Below are 15,834 nucleotides of genomic sequence, written 5' to 3'. Positions count from 1 at the left end.
TAGATCATGGATTACTTGTTGTGTGGTAACTTTAAAGTAATTCTTTCTTTGATATTTCCAATGGCTTTTTTCGTTTTAAGGGTATTTTTTCTTAAATTGATGACATTGGCTTATATCTGTAGGGAAAGTACCTATGTTTTCTATTTCTATACGGTCATCATAAATAGCAATTCCGACAGATCCGCCCGGAGAATGGTATTGCCTGTGACAAAGAGCGTTGATAATACCTTCTCTTAAAGCTTTCACCGGAACATTTAATTCTTCTACCCGTTCTACACTATTTATCTTTCCGGATAAAGATAAATGTTTGAAAAAGAATGCCATTGCAGCATCTAGTAGTTTGAAAATATTACCGTATATGCGTTGATTGTCAATAAATTCATCTTTGTTTATACCTCTAAATCGAGCCATTCTCAATAGGCATTGTGGATAGTTGGAGGTATCATCAGCAAACAACACTGCTGCAGCGTTTTTTAGTTGCCCATTTTTAGACAGTTTTAATTTCTCCAAAATAATAGTTATATCTGTCAGTGCTGTAGATTCCGGTAATCGACCACTTTCAATGCCTAATCGTACAGTTTTTAAAATCTCGTCTTTATCAAGGTCTTCTTGTTTTAAGTCTTCATTTATTAACGCTTCCCAGCCAAAACGAACCTCATCGCGTTGCATGAGTAATTGATTGTATGTCGACTGGGACATTGTAGAAGTCGTACTTTCTATTCGTATATATGGACGACCTTTGTAGGTAAATGGGCGGGTATATCTTTGTTCTTCAACATGGATAACTATGATTTTCTTTTCAGAATTATCGGGTAGTGGAATATAACTTATTTCAACAGCTGCTAAAGGTTCAAGTCGTTGAAGCGCATCTGCAACTATGCGTTTAGTTTGATCGCTGACTTCCTGCCCGATAATTTTTCCTTTGTCTGTAACTCCGAATAGAATAGTTCCGCCTTTTCCATTTAAGAAGGCACATAAAGTCTCCATTGCCCGTTCTAATTGTCCGGTTGTTTCCTTAAACTCTATTTGCCCGGTTTCTGTTTGGCTAACTAATTCCCTGATATTCTCGAGTGTTAATATTTCCATGTTTGTGTATTTCATATTCTAATCATTATAAAATGATTGATTTAAGTTGATTACAAAGATAACTTTTATAGTGAAGCGGGCTTGTTTTCTATGATGTTATTTTCCCCCCTTCCGCAGGTTTCGATGCCGTCTGTTTTGCTGCTTCCGGTTGCGGCGTATTATCTTCATTATATAATTCATTCTTCCGTTTATTCGCGTTCTGTACGAGACTGGTTACATAAACGGTGAAGATCGGGAACATCATCATTCCCAGTGCAGCCAGCAGAACCGATAGTATCCGTCCTGTCGGTGTGACGGCGTAAATATTTGAGCCAACTGTCGTAACGTCCATAAAGGCCCACCAAAGAGCATCATCATAACCGGTGACCTGCGGATTTACCTTATGTTCGATCACGAAGAATATCAGGCTGGAGAAATAAACCGTTGCCAGCAACATGGTCAGGTAGGATACGAATAGTCCTGAAGCCTTGTTTGAAGATAGCCATCCTACTACGATAGCCAGTGCATATCCGCTGCGTGCCAACGGGATAAAACGCAGGAAATAGGTGATTTCCGGGGAGAATTCAATTCCGTAATAACTGATAATATTAAGATAAGGAATAGATACGATTAAGAAAATAAAGTGGGTTTGCAGATAATATAATTTACGTTTTGATAAGAAAAACTCCAAAACGAAATCGGCAATAAAGAACATGCAGATCCAGAACTGTATCTTCAGATAGGAACCCTGTGTCATGAAAGGGATGTTCTTAAATGTATCGACTGAGATGACTACAATAAGGAAAAGGGAGAGTAGCAAAATAATAACATGCAAGACTCCGTATATTCCTCTTTTCTCGTAAATAATGTCATTGAAAGCAGACTTCATTGCGTTTAATAATTAGGCGTTTAGACAGAAATATTTTAGATTATCTAACAAAGGATACCGCGATTTTGTTTTTAACACTATTCTGTTAATTAACCTAGTTTGACATCTTGTTGACAAACTAACACAATAACGATTTGTTTTACTGACATATTTAAAGCGAAACTAAACAATACAAAATTCACATTTAAACAGTAAAATTCATGGCAAATGTAGGAAAAGCAGTAAAACTTGGAGTTTTTACTCTTGCAATTATGAATGTTACGGCGGTAGTGTCTCTCCGCGGACTACCTGCCGAGGCTGTATACGGATTAAGTTCAGCCTTTTATTACTTATTCGCGGCAATCGTATTTTTGATCCCTACGTCGCTGGTGGCAGCCGAGTTGGCAGCTATGTTCCAGGATAAACAAGGTGGGGTTTTCCGATGGGTGGGGGAAGCCTACGGTAAGAAATGGGGGTTCCTCGCTATCTGGGTACAATGGATTGAAAGTACGATCTGGTATCCTACCGTGTTGACCTTCGGTGCTGTTTCCATCGCCTTTATCGGGATGAATGATGCGCATGATATGACACTGGCTTCAAACAAAATGTACACGCTGGCTGTGGTATTGATCATTTACTGGCTGGCTACTTTTATTTCGTTGAAGGGGTTAAGTTGGGTTGGTAAGGTTGCTAAAGTGGGTGGTATTGTCGGTACGATCCTTCCGGCTGCCCTGTTGATCATCCTCGGAATCGTTTACCTGTCTATGGGCGGTCATTCAAACATGGACTTCCATGGTGATTTCTTCCCTGATTTCTCTAAATTCGACAACCTGGTGCTGGCCTCCAGTATCTTCCTGTTTTATGCAGGTATGGAGATGGGAGGTATCCACGTAAAGGATGTGGAAAATCCCTCTAAGAACTATCCGAAAGCCGTATTTATCGGGGCGTTGATCACTGTTCTTATCTTCGTATTAGGTACTTTCTCTCTGGGTGTTATTATTCCTCAGAAAGATATCAACCTGACACAGAGTCTGCTGGTCGGTTTCGACAATTACTTTAAATTTATCCATGCTTCCTGGTTATCTCCGATCATTGCCGTAGCTTTGGCATTCGGTGTGCTGGCAGGTGTATTGACATGGGTCGCCGGTCCGTCAAAAGGTATCTTTACCGTGGGTAAAGCAGGTTATCTGCCTCCTTTCTTCCAGAAAACAAATAAGATCGGTGTTCAGAAAAACATTCTGTTGGTACAGGGATGTGCGGTTACTTTATTGAGCCTGCTGTTCGTGGTAATGCCTTCCGTACAGAGTTTCTACCAGATCCTGTCACAGTTGACTGTGATCCTTTATCTGGTTATGTATCTGCTGATGTTCTCCGGTGCTATCGCATTGCGTTACCGGATGAAGAAGGCAAACCGTCCGTTCCGTATCGGTAAACATGGCAACGGATTGATGTGGTTTATCGGTGGTCTTGGTTTCTGTGGTTCGTTATTGGCTTTCATCTTGAGCTTTATTCCACCTAGTCAGATTTCTGTCGGTAGTAATACTGTCTGGTTTGCCGTATTGATTATCGGTGCTATTGTTGTTGTGGCTGCTCCGTTCATCATCTTTGCTTCCAAAAAAGCATCATGGGTTGATCCGAATGCACATTTTGAGCCTTTCCATTGGGAAGAAGCTAAAGTACAGGCTCCTGTAGCCGGTGCAACAGCTACTACTCAGACTGCCAATACAAATAGCACAACTACAACAACGAATACAACTAAATCGAATAATACACAAGCATAATATATACTTATGTAATTTCTATTCTACGTACTAAAAAGAGGAGGGGCGGAACCGTGATGGTCTCGCCCCTTTATTATACAGTGCGGGTCTCGGATTAACGGACTATTTCGATTGATGCAGTACCCAACAGACCGGCTTTCGTACTGCCCCGGTACATGGTCGGGACAGACAGGTAATAGTTGGCTGCGGTATTGTAAAGCAATATCTCGATTTGGTTATCTCCTTCCTTTATATATTCCGTGATGTTGAAACGCCAGGGCGGGGTGAGCTTCAATCCGACTTTCTGCTTGTTTATCCAGACTTCGGCTGTGGAGACCACTTGTCCCAGGTTCAGATATACTTTATCTCTGTTATTCTTTTCCAGATGAATGTTTTTCCGGTACCAGGCACCGCCGGAGTAAGTAGAAAGACCCTCTATCTGTGTCCAGTCTCCTGCGGAAATCAGACCATCCCCGCAGGTTTGTTTGATCGGGCCGTCGATAGCGGCGCCTCCGGCATTTCCCCAGGGTTCTTTTATGGATATGGCTACGGTTGATATCCGTTTGGACGGATTGGTCACTACGGCTTCATACCGGGTCAGGCCGTCCGGACGTTTCTCTTTTACGGTCAGATTGCATAAGGTACCGTTTACCCAGACTTTGGTCTCACCGAAGGCCGAAAACTCGAGTTTCTTCAGTCCGGGAGCAGAGGTAAAGCGGTATTGGCCGTAAGTAGGCTCTTCGGTTTTGTTTATATCGAATGGCAAAAGGGATAAGTCTCCCCGGAAATTCGTAGCAAGAGGTTTTTCTATGGTAACTTCTTTCAGTATACGAGGGGTATCTCCGGCTTTACGCACCACACAGTAAGTTACCCCGAATGTATCGTAATGGAGAACAATTTCATTGGTTCCCCGGTTAAGAGTGACGGTAGAAGTGGAGGGGCTGACTGCTTTACCATTGATGTAGATATCGGCCGGTTTTAGTTCTCCGAATATCAGTTGGTAATTACCCGTTTCGGGAGCCAGAACATTTGAATAGAGGTAATAGTTCTTGTTTCCGTTAGGATCTTCTACGCGGACTGTTTCCCTGAACTCTTTTTCGAGTTTACCCATACGGATAAATTCATCGTGAACAGTGGCTTTCAATCCATGCCATCCCTGATGACCGTAATCGTTCTCAACGCCCCATCGCCATGAAAACTCATAGGGTTTCCAGGCATATTCCTTATTATCGATTTGAACCCTGTTGCTTTGATAGGGAAGATGGGTGAGAAGTTCTTTCTCAGATAATTCAGGAGTGGCTTCCAGTATCATAAACTTGGTTCCGTAGGTGAAAGTCTGGCTTTTCCATCCTGAATCGTCGAAGGAGGGAGATTGCCAGTCCGCTGTTTCGGAAGAGGCCTGGTTGTATCTGGCTTTATAGATATAAGCGCCCAGCAGTTCATCGGTCGCAGGCCAGTGGAAGTCTCCGAATTTATTATTTAAAGAGGGTTTGAGGTCGAATGACCATTCACCGTCGAGTAATATGGTTTTGGAGACGCTCGTTTGAGGTACTTCTGTAATTATAGCCTTTTGGGCCGGATCGAAGACGAATAGATGGAGGTCTTGTTTTTCCATCGGCATTTGGATAATGGTTCCTTCGTCTGTTGTTTTTGAGGCGGTAATTTCTTTTGTTTTACCTGTCCAGGGATCCCATAATTCGATTCCTCCGGTGGCGCGGAAAAAGCATTCGGTACCGGAAGGAACATTGTATACGGCATACAGGTCCTTATTTCCGAGTTTACGGTGCATAATGTATGGCATATCTTTTTGCGGTTGCTGTGACAGGATGCGGAAGTCGCGGGTAAGGTTTGTGTCGAGAATGTCGAGCACTTCTTGGTTTTCGTTGGCTACAAACGCGTTCTTGCTGTCGGGCCTGAACAGTTTGTTTAGTAACGAACGTACTTCGGGATCGTTCAATCCTTTCTTTTCCGTTGCTTCTGGCAACTCTCCCAGGTTGATGACTATCCCGCCATTCTGTTTGAACTGCAAGGCTTTTTTCAATGAAGAATGACGGATTGCTTTCATGGACGGGATGATCAATACTTTGAATTCTTCGCCAGAGATATGGATTTTGCTGTTTTTTATATTGGCTTTTGCAAGCGATTCATAATCCATAAAGTCGAAATCGACACCTTCCCGGTATAGATACTCTCCCAAGCTGAATGCTTTTTGCACAGCCGTCTGGTCGTAACCGGCTACAACTGATTCTACCGGATACAGGATAGCGACATCGGCCCGGTGGTATCCCTGGGAGAGAATGTAGCTGAGACGTTCGGTACATTCCAGGAACGGTCCCATTTCTTCCCAGTAAGGCATGTGGGTATGATTACATGGAGGTGCCCATTCCCACCAGCCGCCCATTGTACTGTAGTAGAAACCATGCAGGCTGAGCAGGTTTTGCCCCATCACGAAGTTGGCAAAGGTGGCATCGGTCAGATTGGCTGTATTGGTATCCCAGTTACTGCTGTGGAAACCTTCCAGCCATACCCTTGGACGTTTATAAAGATGGGCGATGGAGGAGGCTACTTTGTTTTTTATAATGTCTTTTCCCAGGTTTGGCTGGTCGCAACCCGGTGCCTGGTTCCATCGCTGGGTACGGAAATAATCGCCGAATTCGCTGACATCTTTTCCTCGTCCGCCATGGTCGCAACCATAGATCAGGTTACGGTCTTCGTGCCATTGGTATACCGGAATAAAGAAGTTTTCTTCGCTCAGTGAAACCATGACATCGTTGTAGTCAAGCCGTATTTTAGGTGTGACCGGACCGATATGGGTGAACAGGGCGGTAAGATAAGGAACGATATCGTATCCCTTGCGTTTCCGGAATTCGTCTCTGAAGATTGAATTCCATATATAACCATGCAGATTGAAGTTCAGCTCATCGGAGAAGAAGAAGTTCAGTCCTCCTTTGGATTGTTCCGGGAAACGGTCTTCAAACCGTTGGAAGAAGTGTTTGACATAGCTTTTTCCGGAAAGAGGGTGCATCGGGTCGAGCGAAGGTTTTTTAGCTACGCTGTATATCTGGGTGACGATCCAGTTTCCTTCCGTGGGTGAATGCCATTCAATTTTGTTGCCTGTAAGATTTCCGGACAGGTCTATGCCTGAGTTTTCGATGATTTTCCCATCTGTTCCCAATTGGTAGGCGTAGAGGGAGAGTAGCTGGTCGTGGCATGTTTTTGCATACTTATTCTGGATCGTATCGCTTTCGAATTTCAGTTCGGCTCCTGTCAGTCCGGGATTTTCATTGAGGGCGTCGTCTACATAGGAACCTTGTCCCACTCCTAAAGTATAATCGCTGAGGCTGACGGTCATATTCCGTTTCTTTGCTTCCTCCATGAACCATCCGAACAGGTCCCACCATTCTTCCATGAACAGGGCCGGTTTGGAAGGGAAAGTTAGTCCATAGCTGACGCCTCCTTTGTCCGAATGGGCATAATTTACCTGTAGGCTGGTTACTTTTTTAGCTGCCATCTGATCCAGATGATAGGTAAGATGTTCTTTGGTCAGTGTATCTCCCATCCACCAGTAAAAAGGTACTTCACCATACCCTTTAGGTGGTGTTGCAAAACCTTTCTTCAGGTCTGTCTTAGCGGTGCGGTCCGGATGGCCGGGAGATAATTGTCTCGTCTGTGCAGCAATAGACAGGGACAAGACAGATAGAATAAGGGTAAAAAGTTTTTTCATGGGTGATTAGTTTAGAATATGTATTGAAGCAAAAATAGCTATTAATCAGAAGAATAATGTTTCAATAATGATATTAATGTTATGTATTTTGGCTGAAAAAGCAGAGGGATGCCATAACAAAGACATCCCTCGATCTGTTTATATTCGATTTGTTCCGGTACTTGCGATTCGTTCGTTGAGTATTGTTTGTTTGCCACTGTCCCAGTATTTACAATCGAGTTCAAAGAAAGTGGAAGTATAGGGTTTTGTCAGTTTTGTTTTGATGATGACTACTTCAAACAAATTGCTGATGCTATCCAGCCGGGCTATCAGGTCATCATGCCTGATGCTTGTTATTTCAGTTGCCGGAAGGATATTCCCCATCTCTGTTTTCAGATCATTTATCCCCGGGCAAAAATCTTCTTCCAGAAAAGATAGTTCTTCGTCCTGATAGATATGGGCATACACATGTAAAGAGTTATCCACCATCTTTTTAACTGTGTCCAAAACTTCCGTATAAGACTCGTTTGCATATAAAGTGGTGATACCTTCCCTGGTTTGTAACGGATAAGCCATATCTGTGATAACAATCCAGTTACGGTGTCCCAGCAGAGGGAGTTTGTCTTGCAGGACGGTTTGCCAGTCTGCTTTGTGTTGGGAGTGATGGTTGGTTGCTTCTTTTTGGATACACCCTCCGCTCAGGAACAAACAGGCGAGTAAGCAGTAGATAATATTTGATTTACCCATGACTTTATCGTTTTATGATTTGTTTGTCGCCTTCTTTCAGGTCAAAATGCTTTAACCGCATTTCTATTTCGTTACCGACGGTAAGGGATTTCAATTGGAGAGAACCGCTTATTACTTCAATTGTGATATCCTTGTCGCTGACGTCGATAGTTCCCCATGAATAGCCATTACTCCAAAAATAATTTCCCGGGCGTGCCGTAATTTTCATACTTTTATCAATGCCTGAATACTGAAAGTCGCTAAGTGCAATGATAGCAGACCAACTTGCCATGGATCGGGCATAATGATGACCGCATTCCGGCTCGCTGAATGGATTACGTTTTGCCCCATCATGGCGGTCGCGGATGGACCGGATACAGGTGAGTGCTTCTTTTTCCATTCCTTCGTAAATCATACCTACGGCTGCACAGTATTCAAACCCTGTCATTACCTCAGCAAAATAAGGAAATGGTACTTCCAGACGGCCTTTTGGCCAGGATGCCATAAGTAGTCCGGATTCATTGCCCATCACATATGAACGCATATTGTTGAAATGACGGCTGAAGTCTGATACGTAGTTGTATTTCATGATGCTGTTCATGGTTGTCTGAATATGATCTTTGTTTCCGAGATAACCCAGCCCGCATAAATGTGACATGTATTGGCCGACTAACTGGTCTACCAGACAGCCTGGACCTAGCTGGAAAGATGGAATTTTGACATTCGGATTATTCATATCGAGGTATTCAAATGTCTCCGGATCGGTTATTTTGTGTTCATAATATTCGCCGTTGAACAAATTTTTGTCCATCCAGTTACTGCCTTGTTCGAACAACGTTTGGCACTTTTGGGCGAAGCCTTTATCTTTCATAGCTATAGCCATCTTTTCCGCTGCTTTCAGTGCTCCCATATACCAGAAACCCATTTGAGGATTAGGGCCAAAGTAATTCACGTCCATAGTGTTGTGTTGAGAACCCTCCATTACGCCATCCTGGTTGCCATCCCAACCCTTTTCAGTCCAGGCGTAAGAAAGTACTTTTTTGATCTGTCCCCAGTTATTTTTCAGGAAATCAGTGTCTCCGGAAAGTTGCCATTCGCGGTATATCTTCATGATACAGCCCATTTGTCCGTCGGCTGCGGCACTGTTTCCTTTATTTGCTTCATTTAGTGGGAGAGAGGCTCTGAAGTTCATCAGGCCGTTCTCTTTAGTTGCGTAATTGAACTCTACGTCACGCATTGTTTTTGCCAGTTCTCCGAATAGATAAGGAGTAGCTGTTTCATAGTTCCAGACATGCGTACAGGAACCGGCGCAGGAACCGAAACGATCCATTACGCCTTCCCAACCCATCATATGACCGCTGGGTAAACGGAATACGGTTTGCGACCGTAAGGTTGCCAGATTGAATAATGCTGCTTCTTTTACAACAGCCGGATAAGAAGTATTGAGTAAGGCGTTTACGAAAGATAAGGTTTTTTTCTCCAGTCCGGGAATTTGCGGAATGATTGTTTCTGCCGCTTTCCAGGCATCTGTATATTGACGGCTGTAATAATTTCCGACAACTGTGGAGGACCAGGCTTTCCGGTTTGGAAAATTCCAGGTGATATAGAATGTGAATGTTTCCGTGCTTTGCGGTTTTACTGTTTTTTTTACGGAGAGTGAGGCCATCGGGTCTTCATCTTCCTGTTTGTTTCGCTCGGTTAGCATACCGTCGGCACTGAAATCATCCCAGAAGTTCAGGATACCGTTATTCCAGTTGTCGGCTTTCGATGAAGTACGGTAGCTTACTCCACTGGTTGCCTGTGTCGTGAGAGCGACTGTTCCCCAGGCAGGATCATTTTTATCCACTCCGTCTGAATAGAGATAGATTCCTTTTATTCCTTTGTTTTCAACGTATTTGTTTTTATTGTCTTTTACACCGGTTGGGATATAGTCTCCTTTCCAGTCGGTACGGAATTTGCTTCCGTCTTTCCCTATAAAATTGCGCATGGAGCCACAAATAGCAATTTCCATCGGTTGACTGGTTGTATTGGTCACTTCATAGGAAAGTACGGCAACAGGTAATCCGCTTGCTTCTGCATCCCCCGGAATAAGCGGGTTGAATCCTTTTATCGTGACTTTCACCGGTAGGTCTTTGTCTGATAAATGTACTTGTCCGAACGGATAAGCAGCATCAAATGAAGCCTGTGCAAAGCGAGGTAAGCCATGATGATTTACCGGACGACCTTCATAATGGAGATATTCCTGAGGGTATAAAGGACCGGCCAGTAGAGTGGTGGTGGCTTCCTGATTTTGTGGCTTCGCATAGATTGCGAAGAACGGGGCATTGTTTCCGGTTGTTACCGTACTGTATTTCTTGGCAGGTACATTCATGATCTCCCAATCCCGGAGTTCTCCGCGACCACCCAGCGATACCGTTCCGGTCCCGATGCCTCCTAATGGAAGTGCAATCTGGTAAAGGTGTTCCTGGTCGTAGTTTTTCAGTACCGGCCATTCTTGTGGCTTCCATTCCTGAGATGCAATGGCTCCGGAAACGAGTGTACAAATTGTTAGTAATATTAATTTGTTCATATTTTAAAGTTAGTATAAAAAGCGATCAGACTTTATTCGGATCGGCTTTTTCTTGTTAATATAATTACCAATTCGGATTTTGTCCTAAGTTAGGATTCTTATCTCTTGCTGACTGAGGAATCGGCCACAGGTAATGTTTACTTGCGTCAAAAGTACGGTTTTGTCCCAGGAATTGTTCTACGGAATAATCTCCAATAGGAGCCTTTTCATCCTTATTGATACCGTATCCTGGTTCGTTTAGAACTTTTTCTGCTGTTTTCCAACGAAGAATATCAAAGTAACGTTTATGTTCCGCTACGAATTCGTGTCGTCTTTCTTCCCGTATCTTTTCCCTCATAGCTTCCTGGTTGCCGATTAACTTATCTACTCCCGGCAATTCAGCACGTTTGCGTACCTGATTAACAGCCCATGCTATCTGTGTATTATTCGGATCATATTCGTTTAGTGCTTCTGCATAGATCAAGAGAACTTCCGCATACCTGTAAAGACTGAAATTAGTCCAAGAAGCATTTGGTTTTTCTAATTCCTGGTCATTATATTTCAGATACATGTAACCAGTGATGCCTCCCCCTTCATGATTGATTCTTTCATCTTTATTATAGGCCGGATGTGGCATATAAGGCTCATAAGAACCATTCGGACGTAAACACTCATAACCTGGCAGGAAGAATGTTTTTTTCAAACGGGCATCTCTGTTATCCCATGGGTTATTCTTATCATACAAATCGGATTCATAAATAGTTTTACCATCTGTCGTTTCGTAAGAATCTACCAGTTGGCGGGTTGGACAGAAACTTGCCCAGCCTTGTCCGGTTATACCGGTTCCTGCCGGAGAAGCTAGAATTGGTAACATATGCGTTTTCTCGTCTTCCTTGTATTGAAAAGCCAATATAACTTCTTTGTTATTATTATTAGCTTCCGCCTTGAATATATAGGCGAAATCATCTTCTAAGCCATATAGATTCAGATCAATAACTTGTTTTGCTGCATTGGCTGCTTCTTTCCAAAGATCGGTTGCATCCTGTCCTTTATGGAATTTAGCGTAACTTGCCATATCCAGATACATGTCGGCTTTTAGTGTCAGAGCTGCTCCCTTCGTGATACGTCCAATATCATCACCGGAATAGGTTTCCGGTAAATAATCGATTGCTTTATTTACGTTTTCAAGTGCATAATCTAATACTTCCTGCTTTGGAGAACGGGGTAACGCTGCTTCTTCCAGGTCAATCGGTTTTTCTTTGATCAATGGGATATCACCGAAATGACGTGTCATTCGGTAATAACGTAATGCCAGGATAAAACGGGCCTCTCCTTCAAAACGTTTCTTTTTAGCCTCATCGATTTCCATGCCCTCCAGACGGTCTAAATAGTAAAGAATTCTACGGATATGGTCGTATTTCCATTCTTCGGAAAGATAACCGGTTGCTGCATTGTGTGAACCTTGGCAAATATATCCCAAACCACTTTCTCCCCAGGCATTTGTCATCAGCGAATTATCACTTTGACAGTCGCGCCAGAAATCACGTGAATCGGGTAGTAACGGGTATAAAGCATTTACACCTGTTTGTGCATCCGCTTCTGTTTGCCAGAAGGTATTTTCCGAAGCCTGGGAAAGAGGATCTCTATCTAAGAAATCAGAACAACTGCCGAATGTTAAGGCAGAAACTAATAAAAATGCAATACTATATTGTTTCATGATTTTTAAAATTGAAGATTAAAACCAAATGAGAATGTTCTTGACAACGGATACCAGCCTCCTTCCGGATCAAATCCGTCGTATCCGGTGATAGTAGCCAGGTTTTGTCCGGATAGATATAATCTCAAATATTTGATATTTACACGTTCCAATACACTTTTCGGAATAGTATAACCGATCTGTATATTCTGAATCTTCAGATAGTCGGCTGTACGCAACCAAAAACTATTGTATCTTGAATCATAATCATTGGATGTATTCGATAATGTCAGACGTGGATAAGAAGCGTTCGGATTACTTTCACTCCATGCGTCCAGATGCATCGGTCGTGCATTGTCTGTCAGATAAAATGCCCATCCTTCGTATCCCTGAAGATACTTTTTAGTATTCAGTTTACCATACATATTCATGGAGAAATCGAAATCTTTATATCCGAATGAAAGATTCAGACCAAAATTTACAGGTATTTTTCGGTTAAGTACGACACGGTCTTCACCATCGATTTTTTTGTCACCGTTTTGATCCTTATATTTAATATTGCCTGGTAACACATTTCCTTGATTCGGTGAATTGGCTATTTCTTCTTCACTCTGGAATAGACCGATTGCTTCGTAACCGAATGGTAATTGATACCGGTCATTCAAATAAGTCACAGAATTTCCTTCGATCCATCTTTCAGAATCACCCATCTCTAACACTTTGTTTTTTGAATAACTGAGATTGACATCTACTCCCCAACGGAAATCATTTTTACTATCCTGATAGCTGGCCATAATTTCCATACCTTCATTTCTCATTTTCAGTAAATTTGATAAAGGAGCGGATAATCCGAATTCACTGGGTACAGGAGGTGTATATAAAATATCTGTTCTCATATTCATAAAATAATCGGCAGATAATTTTATACGCTGTTCCAGCCATCCAAAGTCAATACCGAAGTTACTAACTTTCGCTTTTTCCCATGTTATATTAGGATTGATAGCTACATTATTATAAGCACCACCGACTAATTTGTCGTTGAATGTATAAATTTTAGGGTCGTAACTTAGAACTTGTGCTGTTGCATAGTAACCTACTTTTTCGGCATCTCCTAAAATACCCCATGATGCTCTGATCTTCAATTCTGATAACCAGTTGGCCGTTGATTCCATAAAAGATTCACGATGTAAATTCCAGCCGGCGGAGAAAGACGGGAAAGCTCCCCAACGGTGTCCTTTGGCAAAACGGGAGGAACCATCACCACGTACGCTCGCTTCAAATAGATATTTACCTTGATAATCGTAGTTTAAGCGACCGAACCAGGATTGGACAGCTACGTCCTGGGCATTACCTCCGTTTTGTTTATTTGTATTACCGGTGTCCAATACATCTATACCGGCAAAAGGCATATCTTCTCTGGATGCCCAGAAATTTTCTGTTTTGTAATATTCTTGTGAATAACCGGCCAATACTTTGAAATTGTGATTGTCGGATATTTTAAAAGAATAATCGGATGTAAACTGTAACTGTGTGCGGAAGTTATACGAGTTTGTTTCCTTCAATGAAGAAACTCTGTTTTCTGTTTTAGCTATATTCCCTTCTTTGTCATACAGATAATAAGTATTTACTCTGTTTTTTGTTGTTGTATTTTGAGAATATGTAGCAACACTTCCTTTTATATTCCAGTCTTTTAAAGGAGAGTAAGTGACATCGAAAATAGCCATCATCTCTTTATGTCTTTCTTTGGAATATCCGGATTCATTAACACCTGCAATCGGGTTACCTCCCATTGCACCACCGGCAGCATATGAACCGTCAGGATTAAAAATAGGTGTAACAGGTGAGATACGTGCAGCCTGTGTCTGCCAAATGGTTGTTCCGCCATTCGGATTTTGGATATTTGTCTGTGTATACTGTAAGCTGGCGTGTGCTTCCAGATTTTTTAATATTTGGAAACGCATATCTGGTTTGAATACCAAACGATTGTAGTTATTGTTCGGTAAGTTACCTTCCTGATAGTCGTTAGATACGGAGAAACGATAGGAAATAGCTTTTTCTTTACCGGATACTGCTATATGTGTATTGTTGATAACGGTATTTTTTTTGTAGATTTCTTTATACCATTTATTATCTGCATATTTGCTGGCATGTAAATCTTGAATACCTTGCTCTCCGTAAACCGCTTCTTTTCCATCATTGATCATGGCCTGGTCATACAAACGCATGAAATCTTCTGCTCCGACAAAGTCTAATTTGAATTGCGGGTTCTGTATACCTATGTTGCTGGAAAATTCAACGACAGGACGATCGGTTGCTTTAGCCGTCTTGGTGGTTACCAGAATAACACCGTTTGCAGCACGGGAGCCATAGATAGCGGCTGATGCTGCATCTTTTAATACAGATATGCTTTCGATATCATTTGGATTCAATGTATAAATATTACCCGGCATACCGTCGATTAGTACTAAAACACCGGAACTACCTCCAATGGTAGATGTTCCGCGGATATTGATACTGGCTCCTGAACCGGCTGCCCCACTACCTTTCGTTACGGCCATACCGGGAACAGAACTGGATAGCAACTCTTGTACGTTTGTTACCGGACGTGATTTAAGAACTTCTTCTGTTTTAACCGTACCGATAGAACCGGTCAGATTTACTTTCTTTTGCGTACCGAAACCTACAACAACGACTTCTTCCAGTGCTTGTGAGTCTTCTTTCAGGATAATTTTTATATTATTTTGATTTCCTGTTCTGATTTCCTGTGGGGTATAACCAATGTAGGAAATAACGATAACATCTTTATTTGATATATTTTCCAAACTGAAGTTTCCTTCTGTGTCTGTAATCGTTCCGTTTGTTGTTCCTTTAACAGATACATTGGCACCAATTATAGGTTCTCCATTATTGTCTTTAACCGTACCTGTAATCTTTCTGGCTGACTGCTGGGTTTCGTTGACAATATTCGGCTGATTTTTTTTGGATAACAAAATGTATTTGTTGGTAAATTCGTAACTGATATCCGTACCGTCGAAGGCATCTTTCAGGTATGAAATTACTTTTCCTGATTTTTCCTGAACATGTATTTTCCGTTCTGTATCTACTTCCCGATTACGAAATACCACCAGATAGTCTGTTTGTTTCTCTATTTGATTGATAAGTTGCCCGATAGATATCACATTTGTTTCCAGTTTCATAATGGCATTCTGTGCCTCTGTATTTGTTGCCATCAGTTGAAAAATACAGACGAATAACATAAATAGCGATATTCTCATGATTCTAAAATATTCTTTAAAGTGTTTATCATGTACAATAAAGAGTGGTAACAAAGTTTTTATTTTCATATCTTTGCTAATAATTAAGTGAATACTAAAAATTTTTGACTTGATGTGTTTACTTGATTGCCAACGGCGGATGTTACAGCATCTGCCGTTTTTGCTTCTAAAAATGTTTCTTCATAGGCATTCT

Annotated in this window: 7 protein-coding genes and 1 pseudogene; 1 reads left to right on the top strand and 7 read right to left on the bottom strand. The window is 42.0% G+C overall.

What is annotated here, in order from left to right:
• Positions 1 to 108 precede the first annotated feature (108 nt).
• Positions 109 to 1,086 (bottom strand): annotated as a pseudogene (locus DXA15_RS16290) (RNA-binding domain-containing protein); the annotation flags it as partial.
• A gap of 88 nt (positions 1,087 to 1,174) precedes the next feature.
• Positions 1,175 to 1,954: a potassium channel family protein gene (locus DXA15_RS16285; protein ID WP_009860472.1), complete on the bottom strand. Its 780-nt coding sequence runs from the start codon at positions 1,952 to 1,954 to the stop codon at positions 1,175 to 1,177.
• 200 nt (positions 1,955 to 2,154) lie between these two features.
• Here DXA15_RS16285 and gadC point away from each other — a divergent pair, with 200 nt between their 5' ends.
• Positions 2,155 to 3,714, top strand: a complete 1,560-nt coding sequence (gadC, locus tag DXA15_RS16280; protein ID WP_128134712.1) for a putative glutamine/gamma-aminobutyrate antiporter GadC — start codon at positions 2,155 to 2,157, stop codon at positions 3,712 to 3,714.
• Between the two features lie 94 nt (positions 3,715 to 3,808).
• On the opposite strand, the gene DXA15_RS16275 is transcribed toward gadC, so the two are convergent.
• The 5 genes from DXA15_RS16275 to DXA15_RS16255 form a co-directional block, all read right to left on the bottom strand.
• Entirely contained in the window at positions 3,809 to 7,417 is a 3,609-nt protein-coding gene (locus DXA15_RS16275; protein WP_128134711.1) for a glycosyl hydrolase, read from the bottom strand.
• 138 nt (positions 7,418 to 7,555) lie between these two features.
• Positions 7,556 to 8,143: a hypothetical protein gene (locus DXA15_RS16270; protein ID WP_128134710.1), complete on the bottom strand. Its 588-nt coding sequence runs from the start codon at positions 8,141 to 8,143 to the stop codon at positions 7,556 to 7,558.
• 4 nt (positions 8,144 to 8,147) lie between these two features.
• The gene (locus tag DXA15_RS16265; protein WP_128134709.1) at positions 8,148 to 10,691 is read right to left on the bottom strand and encodes a GH116 family glycosyl-hydrolase; all 2,544 of its coding nucleotides are present in this window, start codon (positions 10,689 to 10,691) and stop codon (positions 8,148 to 8,150) included.
• Between the two features lie 64 nt (positions 10,692 to 10,755).
• Positions 10,756 to 12,387 (bottom strand): RagB/SusD family nutrient uptake outer membrane protein, encoded by a 1,632-nt coding sequence (locus tag DXA15_RS16260; RefSeq protein ID WP_128134708.1) that lies wholly within the window; start codon positions 12,385 to 12,387, stop codon positions 10,756 to 10,758.
• A 5-nt stretch (positions 12,388 to 12,392) separates the two neighbouring features.
• A complete protein-coding gene (locus DXA15_RS16255; protein WP_233567358.1) occupies positions 12,393 to 15,596 on the bottom strand; it encodes a TonB-dependent receptor in 3,204 nt (1,067 codons plus the stop codon).
• Between the last annotated feature and the right edge of the window lie 238 nt (positions 15,597 to 15,834).

The sequence above is a fragment of the Parabacteroides sp. AM58-2XD genome (genome assembly GCF_003463685.1).
Taxonomy (GTDB): domain Bacteria; phylum Bacteroidota; class Bacteroidia; order Bacteroidales; family Tannerellaceae; genus Parabacteroides; species Parabacteroides segnis.
The sequence above is the reverse complement of the archived record's forward strand: the minus strand, read 5'-3'. Positions and strand labels throughout refer to the sequence as shown.